The sequence below is a fragment of the Plantibacter sp. MMLR14_011 genome (genome assembly GCF_001865025.1).
In the GTDB taxonomy this organism is placed as follows: domain Bacteria; phylum Actinomycetota; class Actinomycetes; order Actinomycetales; family Microbacteriaceae; genus Plantibacter; species Plantibacter flavus_A.
In genome coordinates this window covers 251,323-274,955 of record NZ_MJGW01000028.1, presented here as the reverse complement: position 1 = coordinate 274,955, position 23,633 = coordinate 251,323, and the positions used below count along the sequence as shown (strand labels likewise).

At 69.9% G+C, this 23,633-nt stretch carries 18 protein-coding genes; 7 read left to right on the top strand and 11 right to left on the bottom strand.

The features are described 5' to 3' along the window. Positions 1-7 precede the first annotated feature (7 nt). From BIU99_RS12525 to BIU99_RS12500, 6 genes are all read right to left on the bottom strand, one after another. Positions 8-1,147, bottom strand: a complete 1,140-nt coding sequence (locus tag BIU99_RS12525; protein ID WP_071261478.1) for a Gfo/Idh/MocA family protein — start codon at positions 1,145-1,147, stop codon at positions 8-10. Then, positions 1,144-1,923 (bottom strand): ThuA domain-containing protein, encoded by a 780-nt coding sequence (locus BIU99_RS12520; protein WP_064295429.1) that lies wholly within the window; start codon positions 1,921-1,923, stop codon positions 1,144-1,146. Before BIU99_RS12520 ends, BIU99_RS12525 begins: the two co-directional genes overlap by 4 nt. Before the next feature lie 59 nt (positions 1,924-1,982). Continuing rightward, entirely contained in the window at positions 1,983-2,864 is an 882-nt protein-coding gene (locus tag BIU99_RS12515) for a carbohydrate ABC transporter permease (RefSeq protein ID WP_083397332.1), read from the bottom strand. 14 nt (positions 2,865-2,878) lie between these two features. Beyond that, positions 2,879-3,877, bottom strand: coding sequence for a carbohydrate ABC transporter permease (locus BIU99_RS12510; protein ID WP_079000603.1), 999 nt, complete (start codon positions 3,875-3,877; stop codon positions 2,879-2,881). Positions 3,878-3,882: 5 nt separating this feature from the next. After that, entirely contained in the window at positions 3,883-5,142 is a 1,260-nt protein-coding gene (locus BIU99_RS12505; RefSeq protein WP_083397331.1) for an ABC transporter substrate-binding protein, read from the bottom strand. 70 nt (positions 5,143-5,212) lie between these two features. Next, entirely contained in the window at positions 5,213-6,442 is a 1,230-nt protein-coding gene (locus BIU99_RS12500; RefSeq protein WP_071261477.1) for a Gfo/Idh/MocA family protein, read from the bottom strand. A 183-nt stretch (positions 6,443-6,625) separates the two neighbouring features. Here BIU99_RS12500 and BIU99_RS12495 point away from each other — a divergent pair, with 183 nt between their 5' ends. Further along, positions 6,626-7,639, top strand: a complete 1,014-nt coding sequence (locus tag BIU99_RS12495; RefSeq protein WP_231884346.1) for a LacI family DNA-binding transcriptional regulator — start codon at positions 6,626-6,628, stop codon at positions 7,637-7,639. Between the two features lie 36 nt (positions 7,640-7,675). Here the strand turns inward: BIU99_RS12495 and BIU99_RS12490 are convergent, their stop codons facing one another. Both BIU99_RS12490 and BIU99_RS12485 read right to left on the bottom strand, forming a co-directional pair. Next, positions 7,676-8,110 (bottom strand): hypothetical protein, encoded by a 435-nt coding sequence (locus BIU99_RS12490; RefSeq protein ID WP_064295426.1) that lies wholly within the window; start codon positions 8,108-8,110, stop codon positions 7,676-7,678. A 93-nt stretch (positions 8,111-8,203) separates the two neighbouring features. Continuing rightward, positions 8,204-9,508, bottom strand: coding sequence for an esterase family protein (locus tag BIU99_RS12485; RefSeq protein WP_071261475.1), 1,305 nt, complete (start codon positions 9,506-9,508; stop codon positions 8,204-8,206). A gap of 184 nt (positions 9,509-9,692) precedes the next feature. Between BIU99_RS12485 and BIU99_RS12480 the strand changes: the two genes are divergently transcribed. Further along, positions 9,693-11,084, top strand: a complete 1,392-nt coding sequence (locus BIU99_RS12480) for a glycine--tRNA ligase (protein WP_071261474.1) — start codon at positions 9,693-9,695, stop codon at positions 11,082-11,084. 95 nt (positions 11,085-11,179) lie between these two features. Here BIU99_RS12480 and BIU99_RS12475 read toward each other — a convergent pair whose 3' ends face one another. After that, the gene (locus tag BIU99_RS12475; RefSeq protein ID WP_071261472.1) at positions 11,180-11,923 is read right to left on the bottom strand and encodes a dienelactone hydrolase family protein; all 744 of its coding nucleotides are present in this window, start codon (positions 11,921-11,923) and stop codon (positions 11,180-11,182) included. Between the two features lie 251 nt (positions 11,924-12,174). Here BIU99_RS12475 and BIU99_RS12470 point away from each other — a divergent pair, with 251 nt between their 5' ends. Genes BIU99_RS12470 through BIU99_RS12450 form a run of 5 tightly spaced genes read left to right on the top strand, consistent with a single transcriptional unit; the run spans position 12,175 to position 21,269 of the window. Continuing rightward, positions 12,175-16,878: a type I polyketide synthase gene (locus BIU99_RS12470; RefSeq protein WP_175484389.1), complete on the top strand. Its 4,704-nt coding sequence runs from the start codon at positions 12,175-12,177 to the stop codon at positions 16,876-16,878. Further along, the gene (locus tag BIU99_RS12465; protein ID WP_083397329.1) at positions 16,875-19,031 is read left to right on the top strand and encodes an MMPL family transporter; all 2,157 of its coding nucleotides are present in this window, start codon (positions 16,875-16,877) and stop codon (positions 19,029-19,031) included. The genes BIU99_RS12470 and BIU99_RS12465 overlap by 4 nt, the downstream gene beginning before the upstream one ends. Then, complete coding sequence (locus BIU99_RS19975; protein ID WP_071261469.1) at positions 19,032-20,039, top strand: hypothetical protein; 1,008 nt, start codon at positions 19,032-19,034, stop codon at positions 20,037-20,039. Beyond that, positions 20,032-20,712, top strand: a complete 681-nt coding sequence (locus BIU99_RS12455; protein WP_175484388.1) for a 4'-phosphopantetheinyl transferase — start codon at positions 20,032-20,034, stop codon at positions 20,710-20,712. Before BIU99_RS19975 ends, BIU99_RS12455 begins: the two co-directional genes overlap by 8 nt. Positions 20,713-20,768: 56 nt before the next feature. Continuing rightward, positions 20,769-21,269, top strand: coding sequence for a DUF2087 domain-containing protein (locus tag BIU99_RS12450; RefSeq protein WP_071261466.1), 501 nt, complete (start codon positions 20,769-20,771; stop codon positions 21,267-21,269). A gap of 175 nt (positions 21,270-21,444) precedes the next feature. Here the strand turns inward: BIU99_RS12450 and BIU99_RS12445 are convergent, their stop codons facing one another. Continuing rightward, on the bottom strand, positions 21,445-23,076 hold the full coding sequence (locus BIU99_RS12445) for a beta-N-acetylhexosaminidase (protein ID WP_071261464.1): 1,632 nt from the start codon (positions 23,074-23,076) through the stop codon (positions 21,445-21,447). Positions 23,077-23,191: 115 nt separating this feature from the next. Beyond that, the gene (locus tag BIU99_RS12440; protein ID WP_071261463.1) at positions 23,192-23,542 is read right to left on the bottom strand and encodes a hypothetical protein; all 351 of its coding nucleotides are present in this window, start codon (positions 23,540-23,542) and stop codon (positions 23,192-23,194) included. Positions 23,543-23,633: the final 91 nt, after the last annotated feature.

Here is a 23,633-nt window from a genome sequence, read left to right as displayed (position 1 = left end):
CCTCACCTCAGCGGGAGGCGACGAGTGCGGCCCGGACGTCGTCGCGCGGCTCGGCCTCGATCGCCTGCGCGTGCGCCTGGGCGAGCACGTCCGCGATGACCACGCGCTCGCCGGACTCGGCGGACCGCACGGCGGCCTCCACCATCGCGAGGCTCAGCACGTTGGCGTGCACCTCGCCCGAGGGGACACGCCCCGTGCGCAGGGCGTCGACGAACTCGACGAGCGAGCCCGCGATCTCCTCCGGCACGTCCGGCTCGAGCTCGACGGTCTCGACCGCCGACGGAGATCCGCCCTGCGGCGCGAGCTGCCGCTGCGGAGCGGAGTCGCCGTCCCAGACGGCCGTGCCGTACTCGCCGTTCACCCGCCAACTGCCGTTCCACGAGGTCTCCACGCCGTCCGCGCACCAGCTGCCGCTGTAGGTGTAGCGGACTCCTCCGGCGAACTCGAAGATCGCGGTCGCGGCGGCGTCGGCGGAGAACCAGCTCCACCCCGGGTTGTACTCCTCGCAGTACACGGCGATCGGGTCGCTGCCGAGGACGTAGCGGGCGGCGTCGAAGGCATGGATCGCCATGTCGACGAGCAGCACGTGCGGCATCTCCTCGCGGAAGCCGCCGAAGTGCGGTGCCTTGAAGAACTCCGTCGTCGCGGACCCGAGCCGACCGAGCGTGGCGACCTGCTCCCGGAAAGCGGCGATCGACGCGTAGTAGCGACGCGACTGGCTGGTCATGAGCAGTTGCCCGCTGGCCTCGGCCGTCGCCGCCAGGGAAAGCGCCTGCGCGACGGTCGGTGCGATCGGCTTCTCGCAGAGCACCGGCAATCCGGCGAAGAGCGCCTCGGTGTTCACCGGGTGGTGCGCGGCGGGCACGGTGACGTTGACGACCGCGTCCGCCGCCGTCGCCTCGGCGACGACCGACACGCTGGTGCCGACGACGACACCCCCGGGGCCCACGACGAGCCCGGCCTCGGTCACCGCCGACTCCGCGAGGGCCGTGTCGAGGTCGACGACGCCGACGAGTTCCGTGTCCGGGTTCGCGAGGATCGTCCGCAACCACGCCCGTCCCATCCCGCCCGCACCGACGAGCACGAGCCGGACCGGCCTGGTGGCGTCCGCGAGCGTCGCGAAGCCACCGTCGACAGGAGCACTCATCGCGCGAGCGCCCCTTCGTATCCGCGGCCGTTGTAGAAGTCCTCGGTCTCGTACCGCAGCAGGACCGGCACCGCGCGTTCCGGACGCAGCGTCTGCGCCCACCGGACGCCGTTCGCGAGGACGCGACGGACGTGCTCGTGGTGGTAGACGGGGTAGTCCTGGTCGCCGGGGGAGAAGAAGAAGATCTTGCCGAAGCCGCGCTTGTAGGTCATGCCGGAACGGAAGACCTCGCCACCGGTGAAGGTCGACAGGAAGACGAGCTCGTCGGGCGCGGGGACGTCGAAGAACTCGCCGTACATCTCCTGCGCCGGGATGATGAACGGGTGCGGGATCCCCTGGGCGATCGGGTGGGTGGGGTCGACGGTCCAGACGATCTCGCGGTCCTCCTCCGACCGCCACCGGAGCGTGCAGGAGGTGCCCATGAGCTTGCCGAAGATCTTCGACCAGTGGCCGGAGTGCAGCACGAGCAGACCCATACCGGCGAGTACGTGCTGGTGCACGCGCTCGACGACCTCGTCGGCGACCTCGCCGTGAGCCGCATGGCCCCACCAGACGAGCACGTCGGTCGCGGCGAGCACCTCTTCGGTGAGCCCGTGCTCCGGTTCGTCGAGCGTGGTCGTGGTGACCACGGCGTCGGCGCCGAGGTGCTCTTCGATGCCCTCCTTGATGGTCGTGTGCATGCCGTCCGGGTAGATGGCGCGGACCTTCTCCTCGATCTGCTCGTGGCGGTTCTCGCCCCAGACGAGGACGCGGATGGGGGTGCTGCTGTCGGACATGGTGGTGCTCCTTCGAGGATGCGTTGCGTGGTCGGAGAGGGTGTCGGAGTGGTCGTCGGTCATTTCACGGCACCGCCCGTGGCGCCCGCGGCGATGAACCGCTGGGCGATGACGAGCAGCAGGATCGCGGGCAGGGACGAGAGGACGGCGGTCGCCATCACCGCGCTCCAGTTCGAGACCTGCGAGCCGAGGTACTGGTAGATGCCGAGCGTCACTGGCCGGACGTCCTCCGTCGTCGTCAGCGTCAGGGCGAACAGGAAGTCGCTCCAGGAGAAGAGGAAGGCGAACAGACCGGCGGTGATGAGCACGTTGCGGCTCACCGGGAGGACGATCGAGACGAAGGCCCGCACGTGCCCGGCGCCGTCGACCCGCGCTGCCTCCACGATCGACGGCGGGATGGTCTGCATCGACGCCCGCAGGATGAGGATCGCGAACGGGATGGCGTGCGAGGCGTCGGCGAGGATCAGCCCGGGGATCGAGTTGAGCAGGCCGAGGTCGTTGTACGCCGAGTAGAGGGCGTTCGCGATCACGATGCCCGGGATCATCTGGGCGATCAGGATCACGAGGAGGGCGATGCTGATCCACCGGAACCGGAACTGCGCGAGGGCGTAGGCCGCCGGGGCCGCGATCGCGAGGCTGAGGACGACGGTTCCGAGCGAGATGACGAGGCTCGTGACGAGGTGCCCGCCCTGGTCGGCGATCGCCTTCTCGTACCCGGCGAAGCTCGGGTTGACCGGGAAGAAGTCCCCGGTGAGCGTGTTGCCGGAGGGCTGCAGGGACGCGTTCACCATCCAGTAGACGGGGAAGAGCATGATCGCGAGGATGAGGACGCCGAGGACGGTGTAACCGAGGTGGCGCCGGTCGCCGCGGTGGCGACGCGGGCCGACCGGGGCGAAGCGGCGCGTCTGCCGGCCGCCGGTCACGATGCTGGTCGTGGTCATGAGGGTCCGTGTCCTTACTCGTCGACCGCGCGTCGGTTCACGCGCAGGTAGACGATGGCGAAGAGGAGCGAGATGACGATGAGGATGTTGCTGAACGCGGCCCCGACGCCGAACTCGAAGTTCACGAACGACTCCTGATACGACCGCACCGCGAGGGTCTGGGTGGCGTTCGCCGGCCCGCCGTTCGTGAGGCCGAGGATGATGTCGAGCACCTTGATCGTGTAGACGACGCCGAGCACGAGCACGACGCTGACCACGGGGCGGAGGTTCGGCCAGGTGATGTGGCGGAACGCCTTCCAGCCGGTCGCGCCGTCGAGCGCTCCCGCCTCGTAGAGCTCGTCGGGGATGTCCTGGAGGCCGCCGTAGAGGATCGTGACGTTGAACGGGATGCCGATCCAGATGTTGACGAGGACGACCGCGAACAGGGCCACCGACGGGCTCGTCAGCCAGGGGACGCCCGACAGGCCGATGGAGCCGAGGGCGGCGTTCAGGACGCCGCTGTCCTGGTCGAGGATCGACCGCCAGGTGGCGCTCGACACGATCAGGGGGAGGAGCCAGGGGAGCAGCAGCATCGCGCGGAGGAACGAGCTCAGGGGGAAGCGTCGCTTGAAGAAGACGGCGAGCGCGAGCCCGATCACGAACTGCCCGGCGATCGACCCCACCGTGAACAACGCCGTGTTGAGCAGCGCCGGTGTGAACAGTTGGGAACTGAACACGGTCACGTAGTTCGCGAACCCGACCCACGGCGCCTCGCCCGTGAAGAACGTCTTCGTCGTGTACTCCTGGAAGCTCATCGTGACGTTCTTGACGACCGGATAGCCGAAGAAGAGGACGATGTAGAGCGCTGCGGGGAGGACGAAGCCGAGCTTGATCAGGTCTTCCCGGCGGAAGCGTCGGCTCCGGCGGCCGGCCCCGGCGGGGGTGCGCTTGGTCGGCGCGCCCCCGTCGGTGCCGCTGGACCGCTGGTCGGTCTTCCGGTCCTGGAGCGATGCTCCGGCGATGCCACTGCTCATCGGGATCAGCCCGCGGCCGCCTGCTTGAACGCCTCTTCAGGCGTCGCCTGCCCGGTCAGGGCGAGCTGGATGGCGGTGTAGATCTCGGTCGCGGCCTCGGGCCACTCCTCGCCGAGCTCGCCGGTGCGCGAGCGGGCGTTGGCGACCTGCTCGGTGAACGCGGCCATCTCGGGGACCTTCGCGACGTACTGCTCGGCCAGGGCCGTCTTCGTCGGGACGGTGAAGCGGGCCTCCGCGAGGGCCAGCTGGTTCTCGTCGCTCGAGATGCACTCGACGAACTTCGCCGCCTTCGCCTGCTTGTCCTTGTCGCCGGTCACGGGGACGGTCCAGACCTCGCCACCGAGCGGGGCGACGGGCGTCTGGCCGGCCTTGTTGACCGGAACCTGGACGCTGCCGTACTTGAGGTTCGTGTCAGCGCGGAGGGCCGGGATCTGCCACGGACCGTTGATCATCATCGCGGCCTTGCCGGCCATGAACTGGTCGTTCACGTCGGCCTGCGACCAGTTGATGACGCTCTTCGACGCCGAACCCGAGTTCACGAGGTCGACCTGCAGCTGGAGGGCCTCGGCGACGGCGGGCGTCGTGAGGTCGGCCTCGTCGCCACCGTTGGTCCACATGAACGGCAGGAACTGCCAGCTGCCCTCGTAGGTGGCGATGGAGCTGAACGCCAGCCCGTAGGTGTCGCCCTCGGTCAGTGCAGCCGCTGCGGTCTTGAGTTCGTCCCACGTGGTCGGCGGGGTGAGGCCCTTCGCCGCGAGGAGGTCCTCGTTGTAGAAGAGGCCGAGGGTGTTGACCGTCGGTGCCAGGCCGTAGACCTCGCCCTCGTAGCTCGCGGCGTCGAGGATGCCCTTCGCGAAGCCCGAGGTGTCGACGCCGTAGTCGCTGAGTGGCGAGAGGCCGCCGGTCGCGGCGATCTCCTGGACGTCCGGGTTGTCGAGCATGAGGACGTCGGGCAGCGTCTTCGACGACGACTGCTGGAGCACCTTCTGGATGAGGTCCTTGCCGGGGACGGTCTCGCGCTTGATCTTCACGCCGACGTCGTCCGCGCACCGGTCGAGGGCGTCGCCCACGAGGGTCTTGTCGGGCTCGTTGTTGTAGTAGTCGAGGATCGTGAGGGTGCCGGCGTCGCCTCCGGCAGCCGCGCCACCGCCCCCGCTGCACGCGGTGAGGGCGAACGGGGTGATCGCGAGGATCGCGAGCGATCCGAGCACGTGCGGCCGACGGATGATGCGTGGCCGGGTGTCGCGGGTGGTCGTGGATCTCATGTCATGGCTCCTTTGCCTGGTGAGTGGTGTTCGTGATGCGGTGGTGATCGTGGTGCGGTGGGTGGTTCGGTCAGTGGTGAAGTGGGATCCAGGCGGCGCCTGCGTCGGCGCTCGCCGAGACTGCGGTGAGCACGCGCTGCACCCGGAGGCCGTCGGCGAAGCCCGGTTCGGGCGCCCGGCCCGCGGCGAGGTCGCGGGCGAGGTCGGCGACCTCGTGGACGAAGGTGTGCTCGTAGCCGAGGCCGTGGCCGGCCGGCCACCAGGCGTCCGCATACGGGTGACCGGGTTCGGTGACGAGGATGCGCCGGAAGCCCGCCTCCTCGGCCGGGAGGGTGTGGTCGTGGAACTGCAGCTCGTTCATGCGCTCGAAGTCGAAGACGAGCGATCCATCGGAACCGTCGACCTCGAGCCGCATCGCGTTCTTGCGACCGGTGGCGAAGCGGGTGGCCTCGAAGGTCGCCAGGGCGCCGCCGTCGGTCCGGGCGATGAACACGACCGCGTCGTCGACGGTCACCTGCCCGGTGAGCGGCTCCGTGGCCTCGCCATCCTCTGGGTCGTCGCCCGCGGTGGCGCTGAGGCCGCTCGACGAGGTGGGGAGCGGCCGCTCGGTGACGAAGGTCGAGGTCAGGGCGCTCACGCCGGTCAGCTCCTGCCCGGTGACGAACCGCGCGAGATCGATGATGTGGGCGCCGAGGTCACCGAGCGCACCGGAGCCAGCCTGGTCGGCGTCGAGCCGCCAGACGAGCGGGAAGGTGGGATCCGCGATCCAGTCCTGCAGGTACTGAGCACGGATGTGGCGGATCGTCCCGAGGCGACCGTCGGTGACGAGCCGTCGCGCATAGGCGAGCGCGGGGGTGCGCCGGTAGCTGAAGCCGACCATCGCGTGCACGCCGCGCGCCGCCGCCCGCTCGGCCGCGGCGTTCATCCGCTCGGCCTCCTCCATCGTGTTCGCGAGCGGCTTCTCGCACAGGACGTGGATGCCGGCGTCGAGTGCGGCGATCGCGATCTCGGCGTGGAGGTGGCCCGGGGTGCAGATGTCGATCACGTCGACGTCGCCACGGGTGAGGAGCGCTCGCCAGTCGGTCTCGACGTCGGCGATCCCGAACCGGTCGGCGAACGCGCGGGCGGCGTCGGCATCGCGACCGCAGACGGCGACGAGGTCGACTCCGCGGCCGAGGTCGAAGAAGCGGGGAGCGGTGGTCCAGGCCTGCGCGTGGATCGTGCCCATGAAGCTGTACCCGACGATCGCGACGCGCAGTGGCTGCTCGGTCCGGTGGTCGTCGGTGGTCGGTACAGGCATCAGCACGGCTCCTTCGCCGGTCGAGGTCGGATCGCGCAGACCAGAAAGTTAACCGGTTTACTACGCGCTTCGGGAATCAGCATGCACCGCGTCGTCGGAATCGTCAAGGAGCAATTTAACCGGTTTACCGAATCGTGATCCGTGAGAGACTGACCGGACAGCACCGCACCTGAACGGGGATCCATGGCAACGATGCGTGACGTCGCGCGACTCGCAGGGGTCTCGGTCGCCACGGTGTCGTTCGTCGTCAACGATTCGAAGCCGGTGTCCCCGGCCACCCGACTGCGGGTGGAGTCGGCGATGGTCGAGCTGGACTTCCGCCGGAACGCGGTCGCCCGCGCGCTCGCGAGCCGTCGGACCCGCATCATCGCACTGCTGTTCCCGGTGCTGCAGCATCGGTTGTCGGATACGGCGGCCCGCTTCTTCACGGGGGCTGCGGAGGCCGCTGCCGAACTCGGCTACACCGTCGTCCTCTGGCCGGAACCGGACGATCCGGACGCGCTCCGTGACCTCACCTCTGATGGCCTCATCGACGGCGTCATCCTCATGGAGGTGCGTCTCGACGACCGACGCGTCGACCAGCTCCTCGCGGCGAAGACCCCGCTCACACTCATCGGCCGCACGCGTGACCCATCAGGCCTCGACTACGTGGACGTCGACTTCGAGGGCATGGTCGAGCAGTCGATAGATCGGTTGCAGGCGCTCGGCCACCGCGACCTCGTGCTCCTGGAGGAACCGGAGCGCGAGGACCTCGACGGGTACGGGCCGGTGGTCCGTGTCCGGGAGACGTTCCACGCCGTCTGCGCCGCCCGTGGACTCCGTGGCCGGACGCTGCGGTGCCCACCGAACCCCGCGGGAGGTCGTGCGTTCGCCACGACGCTGCTCGAGGAGGCGCCCGAGGCCACCGCACTACTCGTCCTCAACGATCGGGCTGCCGTCGGATTCGTGAGCGAACTCGGCCGGCTCGGCGTCTCGGTTCCGCGTGACCTGTCGGTCGTCCTCATCGGCTCGACCACGGAGGTGTCGGAGACCGCGGACCCCGAACTCGCCGTCCTGGTCTCGCCCGCCGCCCAGCTCGGCCGGATGGGTGTCGAGACCCTCGTCGGCCGTCTCGACGGCACTCTCGGCGAGTTGCGCCACGAACTCGTCATGGGTGCCTTCCTCGAGGGCGCGTCTCTCGCACCGCCGCCCGGTTGAGCCAACTCGTCGCGTGCGTGGCCTTCGACCGACCGGTCACCGCACCTCAGGGTGCCGGGAGGACTCCGCCGCTCGGTTCGCGATCGCCCGGTGCCTTGCCTGCCCGATCAGTGATTGGGTGTAGCCGACGCGGTTCATGGTGTCGTGTCGGGCGAAGTCGGTCGAGATCGGGACCTGCTCGGTGTAGGTGTACGGGCCGGCCTGGACGTTCACTGAGACGAACCCCGAGACACGCCTCTCCTTCGCGAAGAGGAACAGCAGGCTGAGGAAGAAGAACCAGATCAATACGATGACCAGCACGATGGCCCACGCCGGGGTGTGGGTGGTCGTCGAGGTCTGATCGCTCGACGTCACGTTGACGTCCGCGAGCGGCCACGTGCCGGCGGGTGTCATGATCACGTCCTCAGTGACCCTGATGTTCCCGATCTGGACGAGGAGGGGCTGTGGCATCGGCGGGAGCTGGCTGGTCATGGGCATCGACCATAACCAATCGGTTCAGATCGCCGCCGGAGTTCTCCACAGCCCACGGTGGAGTGGAGGCCGGGTCGTGGAGCCCCGCCGCCGTCATGGTCGTTGGAGGCCGATCCGCGGGTAGAGCGCACGGAGCGTCTGGTCCAGCCCGCCCGTGAGCGAGCTGGCGCCGTGGTCGCCGCCCGGTATCGCGAAGGTCTGGACCTTCCAGCCGGCCGACGTTGCGGTGGCTGCGGCGCGCCGCATCATGTCGGTGTAGACCGCGTCCGCCGTCCCAGCGGAGAAGAACGCCTCCGTGTCGGCGTAGTTCGTCTTCGCCATGATGGTCGACGGTTTGATCGCGTCGTACGCGTTCTGGTCGCCGTTGAACATCACGCGCAGGTTGTCCGCCGGGAGCCCGGCTCCGGGATACTCCTCACCCGAGACACTGACGACGTTGCCGAAGGTCTGCGGGTACTTGGCTCCGTAGTAGATCGCACAGCTGCCGCCGGCCGAGTATCCGGCCACCGTCCAATCCTTCGGCGATTGGAGGATGTGCAGGTTCGCCTTCGCCCAGGGGAGCACGTCCTGCGTGACGTACGTCTCCACCTTCCCGTACCGCCCGTCGATGCACAGCGGATCCACGGAAGGGTCGCCGAGCTGATCCACGACGAGCGCGATGGGAGCGAGCCCCTGGTGGTCGGCGGCGATCGCGTCGAGCGCCTCGCCGATCCACTTCGCGTCGGGGTCGCCCGGTTGTCCCATCATCATGAGGACGAACGGGAGCGCCGGGGGATCCTTCACGAGCGCGGCGGGTGGGTAGTAGATCTGCGCCGGGCGTGCGTCGAACCCGGAGTTCGTGTTCGGGATCCGGTCGCCTGTGGGGAGCGGGCCGAACCCGCCCGTCTTCGGCAGGTCGGCCGGCGGCTTCCACGTCTCGTACAGCGGACGGGCCGGATCGCCGGTGGGCGTGCTCGTCGGCGTCACGAGGGTGATCGGCTTGCGGTTCTGGACGTGGAACATCGACCCGAGGGTGGTCTGGACGCCGTACGCGCCGTTGACGCCCAGCGCCGCGGTCGCGCCGAAGACGAGGATGCACGCGACGGCGATGACGCGCCGCTTCCACGAGACGCGCCAGCAGATCGTGAGGACGGCGAGCGCGATGCCGGCGAAGACGCCGATCAACCAGGGCTCCGCGGAGCGGATCAACGGCCCGCCGAAGAGGTTGAGCACGTCGAAGACCAGCCAGACCGTCCCCAGGGCGAGGAGCGCGCCCGCCAGGAGGGCGATGGCGGCGCTCAGGTACCACAGCAGCCCGGACCGACGGATGACGAGGTACAGCAGGCCGGCGATGCTGAGCCCGTCGAGCACCCAGACGAGGGGACCGTCGATGACGTCGAGGTTCCACAGCCAGTCCATCGGTGCTCCATCCTGCGTACCGCGATGGTTGTCAGGCTAAGCGGCCATCCGGTGCCGGACAAGGGTCGTTGGGCGTCCTCACGGGCTCGCCCATAGGATTGAGGGGTTCCGGGAGCGGGCGCCAGCCAGGCGTCAGCACCGGAAGGTACCGCCGCGTGGCAAGCGGCACGGAGGATCCACACCCATGGCAGAGCAGTCCCATCTCGAGTCCGTCATCACCCTGGCGCAGCACCGCGGCTTCGTCTTCCCGTCGGGAGACATCTACGGCGGTACGCGGTCTGCGTGGGATTACGGGCCCCTGGGTGTCGAGCTCAAGGAGAACATCAAGCGTCAGTGGTGGAACGCGTTCGTGCGTGGCCGCGGCGACATGGTCGGTCTCGACTCCGCCGTCATCCTGCCCACCCCGGTCTGGGAGGCGTCCGGTCACGTCAAGGTCTTCAGCGACCCGCTGACCGAATCGCTCATCACCCACAAGCGGTACCGCGCCGACCACCTGTTCGAGGCGTACGAGGCCGAGCACGGCCACCCGCCGGAGAACGGCCTCGCCGACATCCCCGACCCCGAGCACCCCTCGAAGGTCGGCCAGTGGACCGAGATCCGTCAGATGTCCGGCCTCCTGAAGACCTTCCTCGGTGTCGTCGACGACGAGTCTGGTCTCCACTACCTGCGTCCCGAGACCGCGCAGGGCATCTTCACGAACTTCGCGAACGTGCTGCAGACGGCCCGCAAGAAGCCGCCGTTCGGCATCGGCCAGATCGGCAAGGCCTTCCGCAACGAGATCACGCCCGGCAACTTCATCTTCCGCACTCGCGAGTTCGAGCAGATGGAGATCGAGTTCTTCGTCGAGCCCGGCACGGACGACGAGTGGCAGCAGACCTGGATGGACCTCTGCTGGGCCTGGTTCATCGACCTCGGCATGACGCCCGACAACATCCGTTGGTTCGAGCACCCGCAGGAGAAGCTGGCGCACTACTCGAAGCGCACCGTCGACATCGAGTACAAGTTCGGCTTCGCCGGCAGCGAGTGGGGCGAGCTCATGGGTGTCGCGAACCGCACCGACTACGACCTCAAGGTGCACGCCGAGCAGTCCGGCAAGGACCTCAGCTACTTCGACCAGGCCAAGAACGAGCGGTACATGCCGTACGTGATCGAGCCGTCGTTCGGTCTGACCCGTGCGCTCATGGCCTTCCTCGTCGACGCGTACGAGGAGCAGGAGCTGCCGCCGAACGCCAAGGGCAAGATCGAGAAGCGCACCGTGCTGCACCTCGACCCGCGTCTCGCACCCGTCAAGGTCGCCGTGTTGCCGCTGTCCCGCAACGAGGCGCTGTCGCCGCTCGCCCGCCGGATCGGCGACGAGCTGCGCGGCTCGTGGAACATCGACTTCGACGACTCGGGCGCGATCGGCCGCCGCTACCGTCGTCAGGACGAGATCGGCACCCCGTACTGCGTGACGGTCGACTTCGACTCGCTCGAGGACAACGCCGTGACGGTCCGTGACCGCGACAGCATGCAGCAGGAGCGCGTCGCCATCGACGAGCTGTACGCCTACCTCGCCACCCGCCTCAAGGGCGCGTAGGCCTCCGCCGCACACCTGAACGCCCGCTCGCCCATGTCTGGGCGAGCGGGCGTTTCTTCGCCCGAGAATGGGCGAACGGATGCGGATCGCTCGGGTTAGGCGTTGCCGAGTGAGGTGTCGAGGAACGCGAGCGTCTTCACCCAGGCGTCGGCGGCCGCGTCCTCGCGGTAGGTGATCGTGTTGGTGTCGTTGAAGAAGGCGTGACCGGCGTCGGGGTAGACGGTCGCGGTGAACTCGACCCGCGCGTCCTCCATCGTCGTGGTCAGTTCGGGCAGGCTCTTCATGAGGCCCTCGTCCTGGTCGCCGTAGAACGCGAGGACGGGGCAGGCGATGCTCGTCACGGCCTCGGGCTCGGGCGGGTAGCCGTAGAACGGGACGGCGGCGCGGATGCGGCGGTCGGCCGCGGCGAGCGCGAAGCTGTAGCCGCCACCGAAGCAGAAGCCGACGACGGCGACGCGGCCGTCGATCCCCTCCTCGTCGAACAGGGCGTCGACGGCCTTCCCCAGGTACCCGAGCGCCTCCTCGGCGTATTCGGGCGACTTCGAGGCCGAGAGCTTCTCGCGCAGCTTCGGCTGTGCCGCGGTCCTCGTCGCCTCGTCGCTGTTGAAGACGAGGCTCTCCAGCTCCGCACCGATCTCGGGTGTGACGCCGGCGCCACTCAGGATGTCGGGCGCGATGACGAGGTACCCCTCCGCGGCGAACCGGTCGGCGACGTCGGTGATGTGTGGGACGAGGCCCCAGATCTCATGGATGAGCACGAGCCCGCCGCGGAGCTCGACGCCCTTCGGCGGGTCGGCGCGGTAGGCGGTGAGGCCCTTGGTCAGCGTGATGGTCGTCATCTCGCCAGTGTTCCAGCCGACCCTCCGCACCGGCTGGGGGTTGCGCTGCCTCGCGAGTTATCCACAGATCCTGAACGAGCATCCGACCTGATGTTTCAGATGACTACAGTCGAGCTGTGGCGTGCCCACGGGCCGGCTCTCCTCACCGCGAGGCGGCCCCTGGACCTCGACCCACTCCGCTCGGAGTCGTCGACATGCCGACCTGCCCCCTCGTTCCATCCGCGATCAACACCCTCGGAGGTTCTCTCGTCGTGCCCGTTCGACCACTCGCCATCGTCGGCCTGTCCGCCCGCTTCGGTGGCGCGGCAGACGCCCACCAGTACTGGCACAACATCCTGGCGGCCCGACGCAGCGGCTCCGCCGTCCCCCGTTCGAGATGGGATCACGCCACCTTCTTCGCGCCGCACGACCCCAGAGCGGTGCATCACGCCTACTCCGACCAGGGGTCCTTCATCGACGACGTCGAGCAGTTCGCGGCGCGGCACTTCCGCATCCCGCCCAGCCGGGCGCACGCGATGGACCCGCAACATCGCCTGCTCCTCGAGGCTGCGCGAGCCGCCTGGATCGACGCCGGGTTCGAACGTCGTCGTGTCGACCGGTCGTCCATCGGCGTGTTCGTCGGGATGGCTGCGAACGACTACCGCGAACTCACCTCCCTCCGCATCCGGGCGAAGTTCCTCGGCGACGACTCCATTCATCCCGAGCCCGCCGCAGCGGACCTCGGGGCGGCGATGGCGGCGCGCGTCGCCGGCGTGCGTCCGTTCCACGCGTTCTCGATGCCCGGGTGCCTGCCGAACATGGGGCCGGCGTTGGTGAGCAGCACGCTCGACCTCGGCGGCCCGAGCTTCGCCGTCGACGCCGCGTGTTCCAGCAGCCTCGTCGCGCTGCACCAGGCGGTCGCCGCCATCCGATCCGGGCAGTGCTCGGCGGCGCTCGTCGGCGGCGTCAACCTGAGCCTCGTCCCGGATGCGATGGTCGCCTTCTCGCGGATCGGTGCACTGTCACGGAACGGGGTGTGCCGACCGTTCGACGGCGATGCCGACGGATTCCTCCTCGGCGAGGGCGTCGGCATGATCGTGGTCAAACCGCTCGAGGCCGCCATCGACGACCACGACGACGTCTATGCGGTCATCCGCGGCTCCGGGGTGTCCAACGACGGCCGCGCCGAAGGGCCGATGACGCCGACGACGGATGGACAGCTGGCGGCGCTCCGCCGGGCCTACGAGGACGCCGCGGCCGACCCCGCCGACCTGGGCGTCGTCGAGGCGCACGGCACGGCCACCCCGGTGGGCGACCGCACCGAGCTGGAATCGCTGGCGGCGCTGCGTCGTCTCGGGGCATCGCCGCGCCGGACCGCCACGGTCACGGCCGTGAAGGCGCTCGTGGGGCACACGATGGCGGCGGCCGGGATCGCCGGCATCGTCAAAGCGGCGCTCATGGCGAGGCATCAGGCCGTCCCCGGGCAGCCCCGTCTGCGTTCGGAGGCGCACTCCGAGGCGCTCCGAGACGGCCGCCTGGCGCTCGCCTCCCGCACCATCGACCCGGGCGACGACGGTCTGGGCCTCATCGGCGTCAGCTCGTTCGGGTTCGGCGGCACCAACGCGCACGTGGTGCTCGAATCACCGCCGACGCGAGCAGGTCGAGTCCGTCGGCGTGCCGCTGGGGGACCGGCCGACGAAACGCTCCCGCACCTCCTCGTGTTCTCGGCCGCCGACCCCGCGCTGCTCGGCGAGCACCTCCGAGCGGTCCTCACCGTGCTCGAGGCCGCCGACGCACCGTCCATCGCCGGCCTCGCACGGACCCTGAACTCTCGGGCGCTCGCGAGCACCCGTCTGGCGATCGTGTGCCGCACCGCCGCCGAGCTGATCTCCGGGCTGTCGGCCGCCTTGGAGCAGCTCGCCCACGGAACCACCGGGGTGATCTCCGCGGACGTCTGCACCGGGGTCCGTGTCGACGAGGCCGCTCGGCGGATCGCCTTCGTCTTCCCCGGGCAGGGCAGCCAGACCCCGCGGATGCAGTCGGACCTCCTCGATCGATTCCCCGCCTTCCGTGCAGCGGCCGAGACCTTGAACGAGCAGGTGCTCGAGGAGACCGGGGTCGATGTGCTCGCGGCGCTCTCCGCGGCCGACGCCGACACCCCCTCCGGAATCGACCGTCTGACGTCCACCGAGGTCTGCCAACCCGCGCTCGCGGTGACGGCGCTCGCCACCGTGGCGCTGTTGCGCGAGATCGGCGTGGAGCCCGACCTCGTCCTCGGGCACAGCGTCGGCGAGCTTCCCGCCCTGGCGACGGCGGGCGCGCTCGATGCGCCCGACGCCGTGCGGCTCGCCGCGGTCCGCGGACACCACATGCGATCGGCTGCGACGCGACCCGGCGACGGCATGACGGCCCTCGGCTGCGACGCCGAGCAGGTCGCAGCGCTCCTCAGCGGCATCGACGACGCGTGGATCGCGGCCGCCAACGATCCCCGGCAGACGGTGGTGAGTGGAACCGGCGAGGCCCTGCGTGCCGTCGCGGAACGGTGCGTCGAGCACGGCGTGTCGACTCAACCCCTGCGCGTCGCCACCGGGTTCCACTCGCCTCTGCTCGAGCCGATCCGGCCGGCCCTTGTGGCGGACCTGTCGCGGTTCCGGCCTCGCGCGCCGCAGGTGCAGCTCGTGTCGACCGTGACGGGCCGCACGGTCGAGACGGGCGAGGAGCTGGGTCGTCAGCTCGAGGAGAACGTCTTCTCCACGGTGCGGTTCCGCGAGGCGATCGAGTCGGCGTCCGCATCCGACGTCGGCGTCTACGTCCAGATCGGTGGGGGGTCGGCGCTGCTCGGGTCCGTCCGACGCTCCCTGGGTGACGCGCCCGACGTACACGTCATCCCGAGCAGCGCGTCGGCGCCGGACGACGCGGCGACCTTCCTCCGACTCATCGGTCGGCTGACGGTGCTGGGCGCCGACCTCGACCTGGCATCGCTCGTCCCACCAGACACCGCGGGTGTGGCGCTGCCGATCGCGCCGCTGCCGACCGAGCCGTACTGGGTCGTCCGCCCGGACGCCGCCGCCCCGACGGCCACACCCCGAGAACCCACATTCGAGCCGCACCGACCACCCTCCCCCGTCGAACAGGATCCCCACTCCATGCACCACAACCCTCACGACCTGCCGTCCTCCCCCCTCGCCGGACGACCGTCGGCAGGACCGCCGATCCAGCCGCGAGCCGCCGACGCCCAGGCCGACCACCTGCCCGGACTGCTCGCCCTCATGAACCGCCAGCTGAGCCTCATCGAGGGTTCCGGGCAGGCCGGACATGCGCCCGCGTCGACGAATCCGTTCCGTTGGTCGACGGAACCCGGCTCGCCGCAGCCGGAGGTGGTCGCCCGGATGGGCCTCGCAGCCTCCCGGTCGCATCGTGCCGAATCCGACGCGGTCATCCTCGGCATGGTGTCGCGCATCAGCGGGTTCCCGCTGGACCTGATCCGGCCCGACATGCACCTCGTCGAACAGCTCGGATTCGATTCGCTGATGATGCGTGAGCTGATCACCCAGCTGCACACGGAGTGGCCATCGTTGCCGACCCCGGCGCAGCTCGGCGAGCGCTTCGCCGGACGGCCCACCGTGGAGCAGGTGCTGGACGGCGTCGGCTCCCTGCTGCACCCGTTCGCCGAGGAGCCGCAGCACCGGCTCCCGCGGGTCGAGACGAACCCGGTGGCTGCCGCTTCCCCGGCGCCGGCCGACCGCCCGACCCGATGGACCGAGGCCGACGCCCGCATCGAGTGCTTCCCGGAGGCGGTCGCCATGCGGGAACGCCGGCAGCAGACGGACCGCAACCCCTACTTCCTGCTGCATGAGGGGATCATCGACGCCACGACGACGATCGGCGACGCCCAGCTCGTGAGCTTCTCGAGCTACAACTACCTCGGTGTCACCGGCCACCCCCTGGTCGCCGAGACGATCGCCGACGCCGTGGCACGATACGGCAGTTCGGTGTCCGCCAGCCGGTTCCTGTCCGGTGAGCGCCCGATCCACGCCGAGCTCGAGCAGGAGCTCGCCGACCTCCTCCAGGTGGAGTCGGCGCTCACCCTGGTGAGCGGCCATGCGACGAACGTGAGCGTCATCGGGCACCTGGTGGAGCCGGGGGACCTCATCGTCCACGACAGCCTCGCACACGACAGCATCATCCAGGGGGCGAAACTCTCCGGAGCCACCCGGCGGTCCTTCCCCCACAACGACGTGAACGCGCTCGACGAGCTCCTCAGCGCGATCCGCGGCGGGTTCCGTCGAGTCCTCATCGTCGTGGAGGGCGTCTACAGCATGGACGGCGACCTCGTGCCGCTCCCGCAGCTCATCGAGCTGAAGCGGCGGCACGGCGCACTGGTGCTCGTCGACGAGGCGCACAGCATCGGAACGGTGGGCGCCAACGGGGGCGGGGTCGGCGAGTTCTTCGGCGTCGACCGCTCGGACATCGACCTCTGGTCCGGCACGATGTCGAAGTCGCTCGCCGGATGCGGCGGCTACGTCGGTGGCACCGCCGCCGCGATCGACTACCTCAAGTACTCCGTGCCCGGGTTCGTGTACAGCGTCGGCATCACCCCGGCGAACGCGGCCGCGTCACTCGCCGCCCTCCGGCTCATGCGCGACGAGCCCGAGCGCCTCAGCCGCCTGCGGCAGAACGCCGACCGCTTCCGCGAGACGGCCCGGGCCGCCGGCATCGACATCGGCGACAGCGCCGACTCGCCCGTCGTGCCGTGCATCGTCGGCAGCTCGGAACGGGCACTCGCCCTGGCGACGGCGCTCTTCGACCACGGCTTCAGCGTCAACCCGATCCTGTACCCGGCCGTGCCGGACGACCAGGCGCGGCTCCGCTTCTTCATCACCGCGGAGCACACCACCGAGCAGATCCAGCGGGTCGTGGACATCACGGCATCCGAACTCAACCGCATCACCCACGACATGAAGGTATCCGCATGACGAACCACTCCAGAACGACACCCAGACGACGGGCGGTGATCACGCTCCTGATCGGCCTGGTGTTCGCGATCGTGGCGGGCATCGCGGGGGCCGACGTCCTCGACAACCTCAAAACGGGCGGGTTCGACGACCCGCAGTCCGACTCCGTGGCCGCAGCGGACGTGCTCGCCGACCGGTTTCCGGGCAGCGACCCGAAACTCGTCCTCGTCGTGGACGTCTCCGACGGACTCGACAGCGCCGCCGGCAGGGAGGCGCTCGACGACATCGTCGGCGCTGTGGACGAGGTGGACGGCGCCAGCGTCACCGGTTCCTACGCCGACTCGGAGCAGCTGCGGAGCGGCACCGACCGCGGCGTCGTGCTCGTGGCGCTCGCCGGAGACGAGGACACCGTGCAGCGCGCGACCACCGCGCTCCGCGGGACGATCACCGACGAGGTGACGTCGGCCACGGTCCGGTTCGGTGGCATCGCGGGGATCAACGACGACCTCAACGCGCAGGTCAAGACGGACATCATCGTCGCGGAGACGATCGCCATCCCGATCACCCTCGTGCTGCTGTTCTTCGCGTTCCGCGGAGTGGTGGCTGCTCTGCTGCCCGTCGGCGTCGCGGGCGTCACGATCCTCGGATCCCTCGGCCTGCTGAACGTGGTCGCACAGCTCACCTCGGTCTCCCTGTTCGCGGTCAACCTCGTCACCGCATTGGGCCTCGGACTCGCCATCGACTACTGCCTGCTGTTCCTCACCCGCTATCGGGACGAACGCGCGGGTGGAGCCACCGACGAGGAGGCGTTGCGGATCGCTCGGCGGACGACCGGCCGGACCATCGTGTTCAGCGGCGTCGTCGTCGCCGCGGCGCTCGCCACGCTGATGCTGTTCGACCAGTACTTCCTGCGCTCGTTCGCCATCGCGGGACTCGTCATCGTGGCCTGCTCCGTGGTGGGCGCGGTCGTCCTGCTGCCCGCCGCCCTCACCCTCCTGGGTCGCCGGATCGACTGGGGCCGTCTGCGCTCCCGCCGCCCGGCCGGGGCCGAGGGCCGGTTCTGGTACCGGGTGGGCGACCACACGTATCGCCGTCCGTGGTTGGCGGTGCCCGTGATCGCGCTGCTCATCGCCATGGCCGCGCCGTTCGCGCACGCGGAGTTCGGGGTGCCCGACGAACGAGTGCTCCCCGCCGGCGCCGAGAGTCGTGTCGTGGCGGACATCATGCGGTCCGACTTCGACGTCGCCGAGGCGGACGCCGTCTCCGTCGTCACCGAGGACTGGGCGGGGACGGACCGCGAGCTCGACGAGTACGCCGCCGAACTCTCCTCGATCACGGGCGTCGAGGCCGTCACGACGTCCCTCGGCAGCTTCGTCGACGGACGCCTCGTGGCTCCGGCCGACGCGCGGACGGAGCAGCACTTCCGCGACGGTTCGGCGCTCTGGCTGCAGGTCGCGACCGACGTCGTCCCGTACTCGCCCGAGGGCTCGGAGCTCGTCCGCGACGTCCGTGCGGTGGACCCTGGAGCCGCCTCGACCGTCCTGGTCGGTGGCCTCGCGGCGCAGATGATCGACATCGGTGACTCCATCTCGGCGCGTCTGCCGTTCGCCGCCGCGGCCATCGCGCTCATGACGCTGATCATCCTCTTCCTGTTCACGGGGAGCGTGCTGCTCCCGATCAAGGCGCTGGTGCTGAACGTGGTCGGTCTGGTCGGCATCCTGGGCGTCATCGTGTTCCTCTTCCAGGACGGCAACCTGTCGGACGTGCTCGGCTTCACCCCGTCGCCCATCGCCATCTCGATCCCGATCCTGCTGTTCTGCATCGCCTTCGGGCTCTCGATGGACTACGAGGTGTTCCTCCTCGCTCGGATCCAGGAACGGTTCCGTGCCACGGGCGATCTCGCGGAGGCGGTGCGGAGCGGACTCGGCGCGAGCGGTCCGATCATCACGGCCGCAGCGGCGATCCTCGCGGTGTCGTTCTTCGCCATGGCGACCTCCGGAGTGTCGATCATCAAGATGCTCGGCATCGGAACCGGTATCGCGATCCTCATCGACGCCATCCTGATCCGCGGCGTGCTCGTCCCGGTCTTCATGCGCGTCGCCGGGCGATACAACTGGTGGGCGCCGCGGTGGCTCGCGGCGATCCATCGCCGCATCGGGATCACGGAGGACTGAATGGACTCGCGGTTCAGCGGCCTGTCGGCCGATGACGACCTCTCGGCGCTCGTGTCCGAGGCGGCTCGCGCGGCGAACGCCCACAACACGCAGCCGTGGGTCGTGGACCCTCAGGGCGACGAGCTCGTCCTCCGCCGGGATGGCACCCGCACCCTCGGCGCGAGCGATCCGCGAGGACGCGACACGATGTTGTCGTTCGGGGCGTTCGTCGAGTCACTCCTCATCTGTGCGGCCTCCGCCGGTGTCGGACTGCGCTTCGAGGCTGCAACCGGCGGTGACGCGGAGACCGATGAGGTCGGCCGGTTCTCGCGCCACCCGGAGGGCTACCGGACGAGGTTCTCCTCGGCGGACGTCCGTGGACGACGCGTCTGGCGAGGGCGATGGCGGGACGGCGCTCCCGGACCGGACCTCCTCCAGGAGGCCGCGGTGGAGGCGGAGCGCAGGGGTTTCCGGCTCGTCTCCATGCCGACCCGGGACGCGCGCCCGATCCTCGTGCGAGCCAACCGGTGGTTCTTCGGCGAGCGGGCGATCGTCGCCGAGCTCGATCAGTGGACCAGGCTCTCACCAAGACATCCGCGGTACGACGAGGACGGCCTCAACGACGCGATGCTCGTGCTGTCGACGGTCGAACGAGCCGGCCTGCGGACGCTGATCAGCCCGCGGGTGTTCCGCGCGCTTCGCGGCGTCGGGCTGCCCGGGTTGTTGGCGAGGATGTCGGCCTCCGCGACCCGGGGCTCCGGCGCCGTCCTCGGTGTCGTTGGACCCACCGGGGCCCGGCATGAACTCGCCGCGGGGCGACTGCTCACCCGGCTCTGGCTCGGCTTCCAGCGCCACGGCCTGTACGTGCACCCGCAGAGCGCGCCGCTCGACTGTCCGGAGACCCGGGCCGTGCTCGACGAACGCTGGAACGTCGCCCGGGACGAGCAGCTCATCGCCTGGTTTCGGGTCGGCATCCCCGCCTCCGACCCCGCGGCGCGCGTGGCGTCCCCGCGTCGGTCGGATGGCTGAATCCGTAGCCGCGGTGGTCGATGCGCTCCGGATGCAGGTGCCGCCGGGCGTCGTCGTCTCGGCGTCCGTCGGCACCGCATCCGGGCCGTTCCGGGCCCGTCCGACCTCGGCTGTCCGCAGCGCCGAATCCCGCTCGGCGCGCGACTGCGCCAGGGCGGCACTCGCGATGCTCGGCCAGCGCTCCACGGACATCCCGACGGGGGAGGGCGGGCAACCGGTCTGGCCGGCCGGCTTCGTCGGGAGTCTCTCACACTGCCCCGGTTTCACGATCGCAGCCGTCGGTCGCGTCGGCGTCGCGAGCGCCATCGGGATCGACGTCGAGGTGCACCGGCCCATCCGTCCCGCCGTCGCGGCGACGATCGTCTGCGGGAGTGAGGCGTCCATGCTCGCGCGACTCGCCTCGAGCCATCCGGCCGTCGCGTGGGGCGCCGTGCTGTGGAGCGTCAAGGAGAGCGTCTTCAAGGCGTGGTACCCGCTCACCGGGCGATGGGTCGACTACACGGCATGTGAGGTCGTGATCCACCCGGATCGTGGGTCGTTCGACGCACGGGTCGTCGCGCCGGCCGGCCCGACGACGCCGCGCACCTTCGCCGGCCGATGGTCGGTGGTGGGCGCCCATCTCTGCAGCGTCGTCATCGTTGCGGTCTCGCGGCGACAGGACGGGATCGGCTGATCCGGTCCACGCGGGTACCGTTGAGGACGATGTCGTAGACCACAGGAGGAGGGGCCATGCCGGACGAGGAACGGACGACGACCGACTGGCGCGCAGTGGCCGCCGCCCTCGCGAACGACGACACCCGGACGGTGTACGCACAACTCGCCCTCGGGCAGGAGCCTGATCTGGGCGCCACCCAGCGTGCTGTGCGACGGGCCGAGCAGAGCGTCCAGACGTTGTCTCGGGCGGGCCTGCTGGACGACGGCGGGCGCGTCTCGGGCGAGGTGTTCCGAGACCTGCTCGCAGCCGCCGCACCGCCGAAGCGCGAAGGGGTCGACCGTTTCCTCGTTGACGGACGGATCGCGCAGTACCCGTCGAATCCGGACGAGCGGCAGGCGCTGTTGCAGCGCGTCGCGGCATCAGCGCTCCAGCCGGGCGAGGTGGTCGACGAAGCTGAGATCAACGAGCGGTTGTCCGCGTTCCACGACGACGTCGCGGTACTTCGGCGGTACCTCGTGGACGCACAGCTCGTCGAGCGCACGCGCTCGGGGACCGAGTACGCGCTCGTCACCTGAGTCAGCCGCCCTTCGACAGGCTCAGGGACCGGCACGCGCGAGGTCGGACCTGTTCCGGTCTCTGAGCTTGTCGAAGTGCCCACGGGGGTCTTGTGGGGCTGCCCTTCGACAGGCTCAGGAACCGGGATGGGGGCTCAGGGACCGGGGTGAGGCTCAGTGCCCGGGACCGATTGCGTCAGGCGCGGATGTCCTTCGTGAGTTCGGCGACGAGAGCGGCCCGCTGCTCGCGGGTGGACGGCCGACCTTCGGCGTCGGGACGCTCCTGCCACGGGAACGGTCCAGTGGCGCGGCGGTACTCGACCCCGAGGGCGTCGAGGCGGGCGAGGTGCTGCTGCAGCCGTCCCTCGAAGCCCGCGAGGTCGCGCTCGCGGCCGACCCAGGCGACCTCGGCGAGGGCGCACAGTCGCGGATACGCCTGGTAGTCGATGACGCGGGCGGAGTCCATGTGCTCGGTCCAGATGTTCGCCTGCACCCCGATGATGTGCTCGGCCTGCGCCTCCGTCAGCTCCGCCGGCACGGGCTCGAAGGTGTACACCTCCGAGACCGTCAGTGGCGGCCCGACCGGGATCGGCTCACCCGGCAGCTCCGACTCGCGGTAGTCGAGGTAGACCCGGTCGTCCGGGCAGGCGATGACGTCGTAGCCCTGTCGTGCGGCGGCGACCGCACCGAACTCGCCGCGCCATGAGGCGACGGTCGCGTCCTTCGGCAATCCGCCGCCCTCGAGGATCTCGTCCCAGCCGTACAGGCGCCGGCCCGCGGCTGACAGGTGCGCCTCGAGCTGGCGGATGAACCACGCCTGCAGCGCTTCGACGGTGTCCAGCCCACGCTCGGCCATGAGGGCCTGCGTCCGAGCGCTCGCCGCCCAGCGGGTCTTCTTCGCCTCGTCGCCGCCGACGCCGATGAAGGTCGACGGGAACAGCTCCATGACCTCGTCGAACACGGTCCGGAAGAACGCGACCGTCTCCTCGCCCATGTCGAGGATCGCCTCGTTGATGCCCCACCGTGTCCACACCGACGGCTCGTCCGCGTCCTGCGCGACGTCCGGCACACCCAGCTCGGGGTAGGCGGCGATGATCGCTCGCGCATGGCCGGGCAGGTCGATCTCGGGGACGACCGTGATGGACCGCTCAGCGGCGTAGGCGACGATCTCGCGCAGGTCGGCCTTCGTGTAGAAGCCGCCGTGCGGGCGGCCGTCGCCGGGAGCGTGCCGCGCTGCACCGTGCTGGCTCTCGGTCCGCCACCCGCCGACCTCGGTCAGTTTCGGGAAGGCGTCGATCTGGATGCGCCAGCCTTGGTCGTCGGTGAGGTGGAAGTGGAGGACGTTGAGCTTGTGGCGTGCGGCGAGGTCGATGAACCGCAGCACGTCGGACGTGGGGAGGAAGTGCCGTGCCACGTCGAGCATGACGCCGCGCCAGCCGAAGCGCGGGGCGTCGTCGATGGTCGTCGCCGGGACGGTCCAGTCGACGCCGGGGACGAGCGCACGGCGGTTGACCACCGGTGGGAGGAGTTGGGTCAGGGTCACCGCACCGGAGAACGCGCCGGAGGCGTCGGCGGCGACGATGCGCACACCGTCCGCGTCGACCACGAGTCGGTAGCCGCCGGCCGCGACGGTGTCGTCGTGGATGAACGCGATGCTGTCGGTCCGCATGTCGATCCGTGCGTCGAGGTCGAACCCGGTCGACGTCTGCAGCACCCCGCGCAACCAGCGGGTCGCGGCCGTGAAGCGGCGGTCACCGCCGAGCCCGGTCGTCTCGCTCAGCGTGAAGGCGCCGTCGTGCTGCTGGATGGACACGGGCAGTGGAAGCATCGGTGGTTCTCTCCTCGAGTGCTAATGGGCCGTTCTCAGGACATCCGCGGCGCGGCTGGCCGGGAACCCGGTGACACGCCGGAGGACTCCTGAGAAAGGTTCCGGATGGTGGAGGTCAGGACGGGCGGTCGACGAGGGTGGTGAGGCGGTCGGCGATCAGCGTATCCGAGACGACGGTGAGCGGCGACTGACCGGCCTCGGCGGCGAGCTCGGCGATGCTGCGGCCGACGAGCTCGCGGAGGTCGGGGTGCGACACCTGCGCGATGCGCACAGCGGACCAGTCGACGCGCTCGTCGAACGGCGGCTCGGCGAAGGCCCGTTCGAGTTCGTCGACGACGGCGTCGTCACGGAGGCGGTCGATGACGGCGTCGCCGCCACCGCCGGTCACCCAGGTGGGCAGCAGGGCGGTGAGAGCGGTGCCGCGGAGGACGCCGTCGAGCAGGATGGTGCCGGTGCCGTGATCCATGGGCCGCTCTCCAGTCGTCGGGCGATTGCGCATGTTGCAACGGGGGTTGCGTCAATGCCCGACAACTGTAAAGGGTCCGAACAAACGTGTC

What these genes read in the sequence shown, in the direction of transcription:
- BIU99_RS12525 (WP_071261478.1), bottom strand. Translation starts at nt 1,147, where the DNA reads ATGAGTGCTCCTGTCGACGGTGGCTTCGCGACGCTCGCGGACGCCACC.
- BIU99_RS12520 (WP_064295429.1), bottom strand. Translation starts at nt 1,923, where the DNA reads ATGTCCGACAGCAGCACCCCCATCCGCGTCCTCGTCTGGGGCGAGAAC.
- BIU99_RS12515 (WP_083397332.1), bottom strand. Translation starts at nt 2,864, where the DNA reads ATGACCACGACCAGCATCGTGACCGGCGGCCGGCAGACGCGCCGCTTC.
- BIU99_RS12510 (WP_079000603.1), bottom strand. Translation starts at nt 3,877, where the DNA reads ATGAGCAGTGGCATCGCCGGAGCATCGCTCCAGGACCGGAAGACCGAC.
- BIU99_RS12505 (WP_083397331.1), bottom strand. Translation starts at nt 5,142, where the DNA reads ATGAGATCCACGACCACCCGCGACACCCGGCCACGCATCATCCGTCGG.
- BIU99_RS12500 (WP_071261477.1), bottom strand. Translation starts at nt 6,442, where the DNA reads ATGCCTGTACCGACCACCGACGACCACCGGACCGAGCAGCCACTGCGC.
- BIU99_RS12495 (WP_231884346.1), top strand. Translation starts at nt 6,626, where the DNA reads ATGGCAACGATGCGTGACGTCGCGCGACTCGCAGGGGTCTCGGTCGCC.
- BIU99_RS12490 (WP_064295426.1), bottom strand. Translation starts at nt 8,110, where the DNA reads ATGACCAGCCAGCTCCCGCCGATGCCACAGCCCCTCCTCGTCCAGATC.
- BIU99_RS12485 (WP_071261475.1), bottom strand. Translation starts at nt 9,508, where the DNA reads ATGGACTGGCTGTGGAACCTCGACGTCATCGACGGTCCCCTCGTCTGG.
- BIU99_RS12480 (WP_071261474.1), top strand. Translation starts at nt 9,693, where the DNA reads ATGGCAGAGCAGTCCCATCTCGAGTCCGTCATCACCCTGGCGCAGCAC.
- BIU99_RS12475 (WP_071261472.1), bottom strand. Translation starts at nt 11,923, where the DNA reads ATGACGACCATCACGCTGACCAAGGGCCTCACCGCCTACCGCGCCGAC.
- BIU99_RS12465 (WP_083397329.1), top strand. Translation starts at nt 16,875, where the DNA reads ATGACGAACCACTCCAGAACGACACCCAGACGACGGGCGGTGATCACG.
- BIU99_RS19975 (WP_071261469.1), top strand. Translation starts at nt 19,032, where the DNA reads ATGGACTCGCGGTTCAGCGGCCTGTCGGCCGATGACGACCTCTCGGCG.
- BIU99_RS12455 (WP_175484388.1), top strand. Translation starts at nt 20,032, where the DNA reads ATGGCTGAATCCGTAGCCGCGGTGGTCGATGCGCTCCGGATGCAGGTG.
- BIU99_RS12450 (WP_071261466.1), top strand. Translation starts at nt 20,769, where the DNA reads ATGCCGGACGAGGAACGGACGACGACCGACTGGCGCGCAGTGGCCGCC.
- BIU99_RS12445 (WP_071261464.1), bottom strand. Translation starts at nt 23,076, where the DNA reads ATGCTTCCACTGCCCGTGTCCATCCAGCAGCACGACGGCGCCTTCACG.
- BIU99_RS12440 (WP_071261463.1), bottom strand. Translation starts at nt 23,542, where the DNA reads ATGGATCACGGCACCGGCACCATCCTGCTCGACGGCGTCCTCCGCGGC.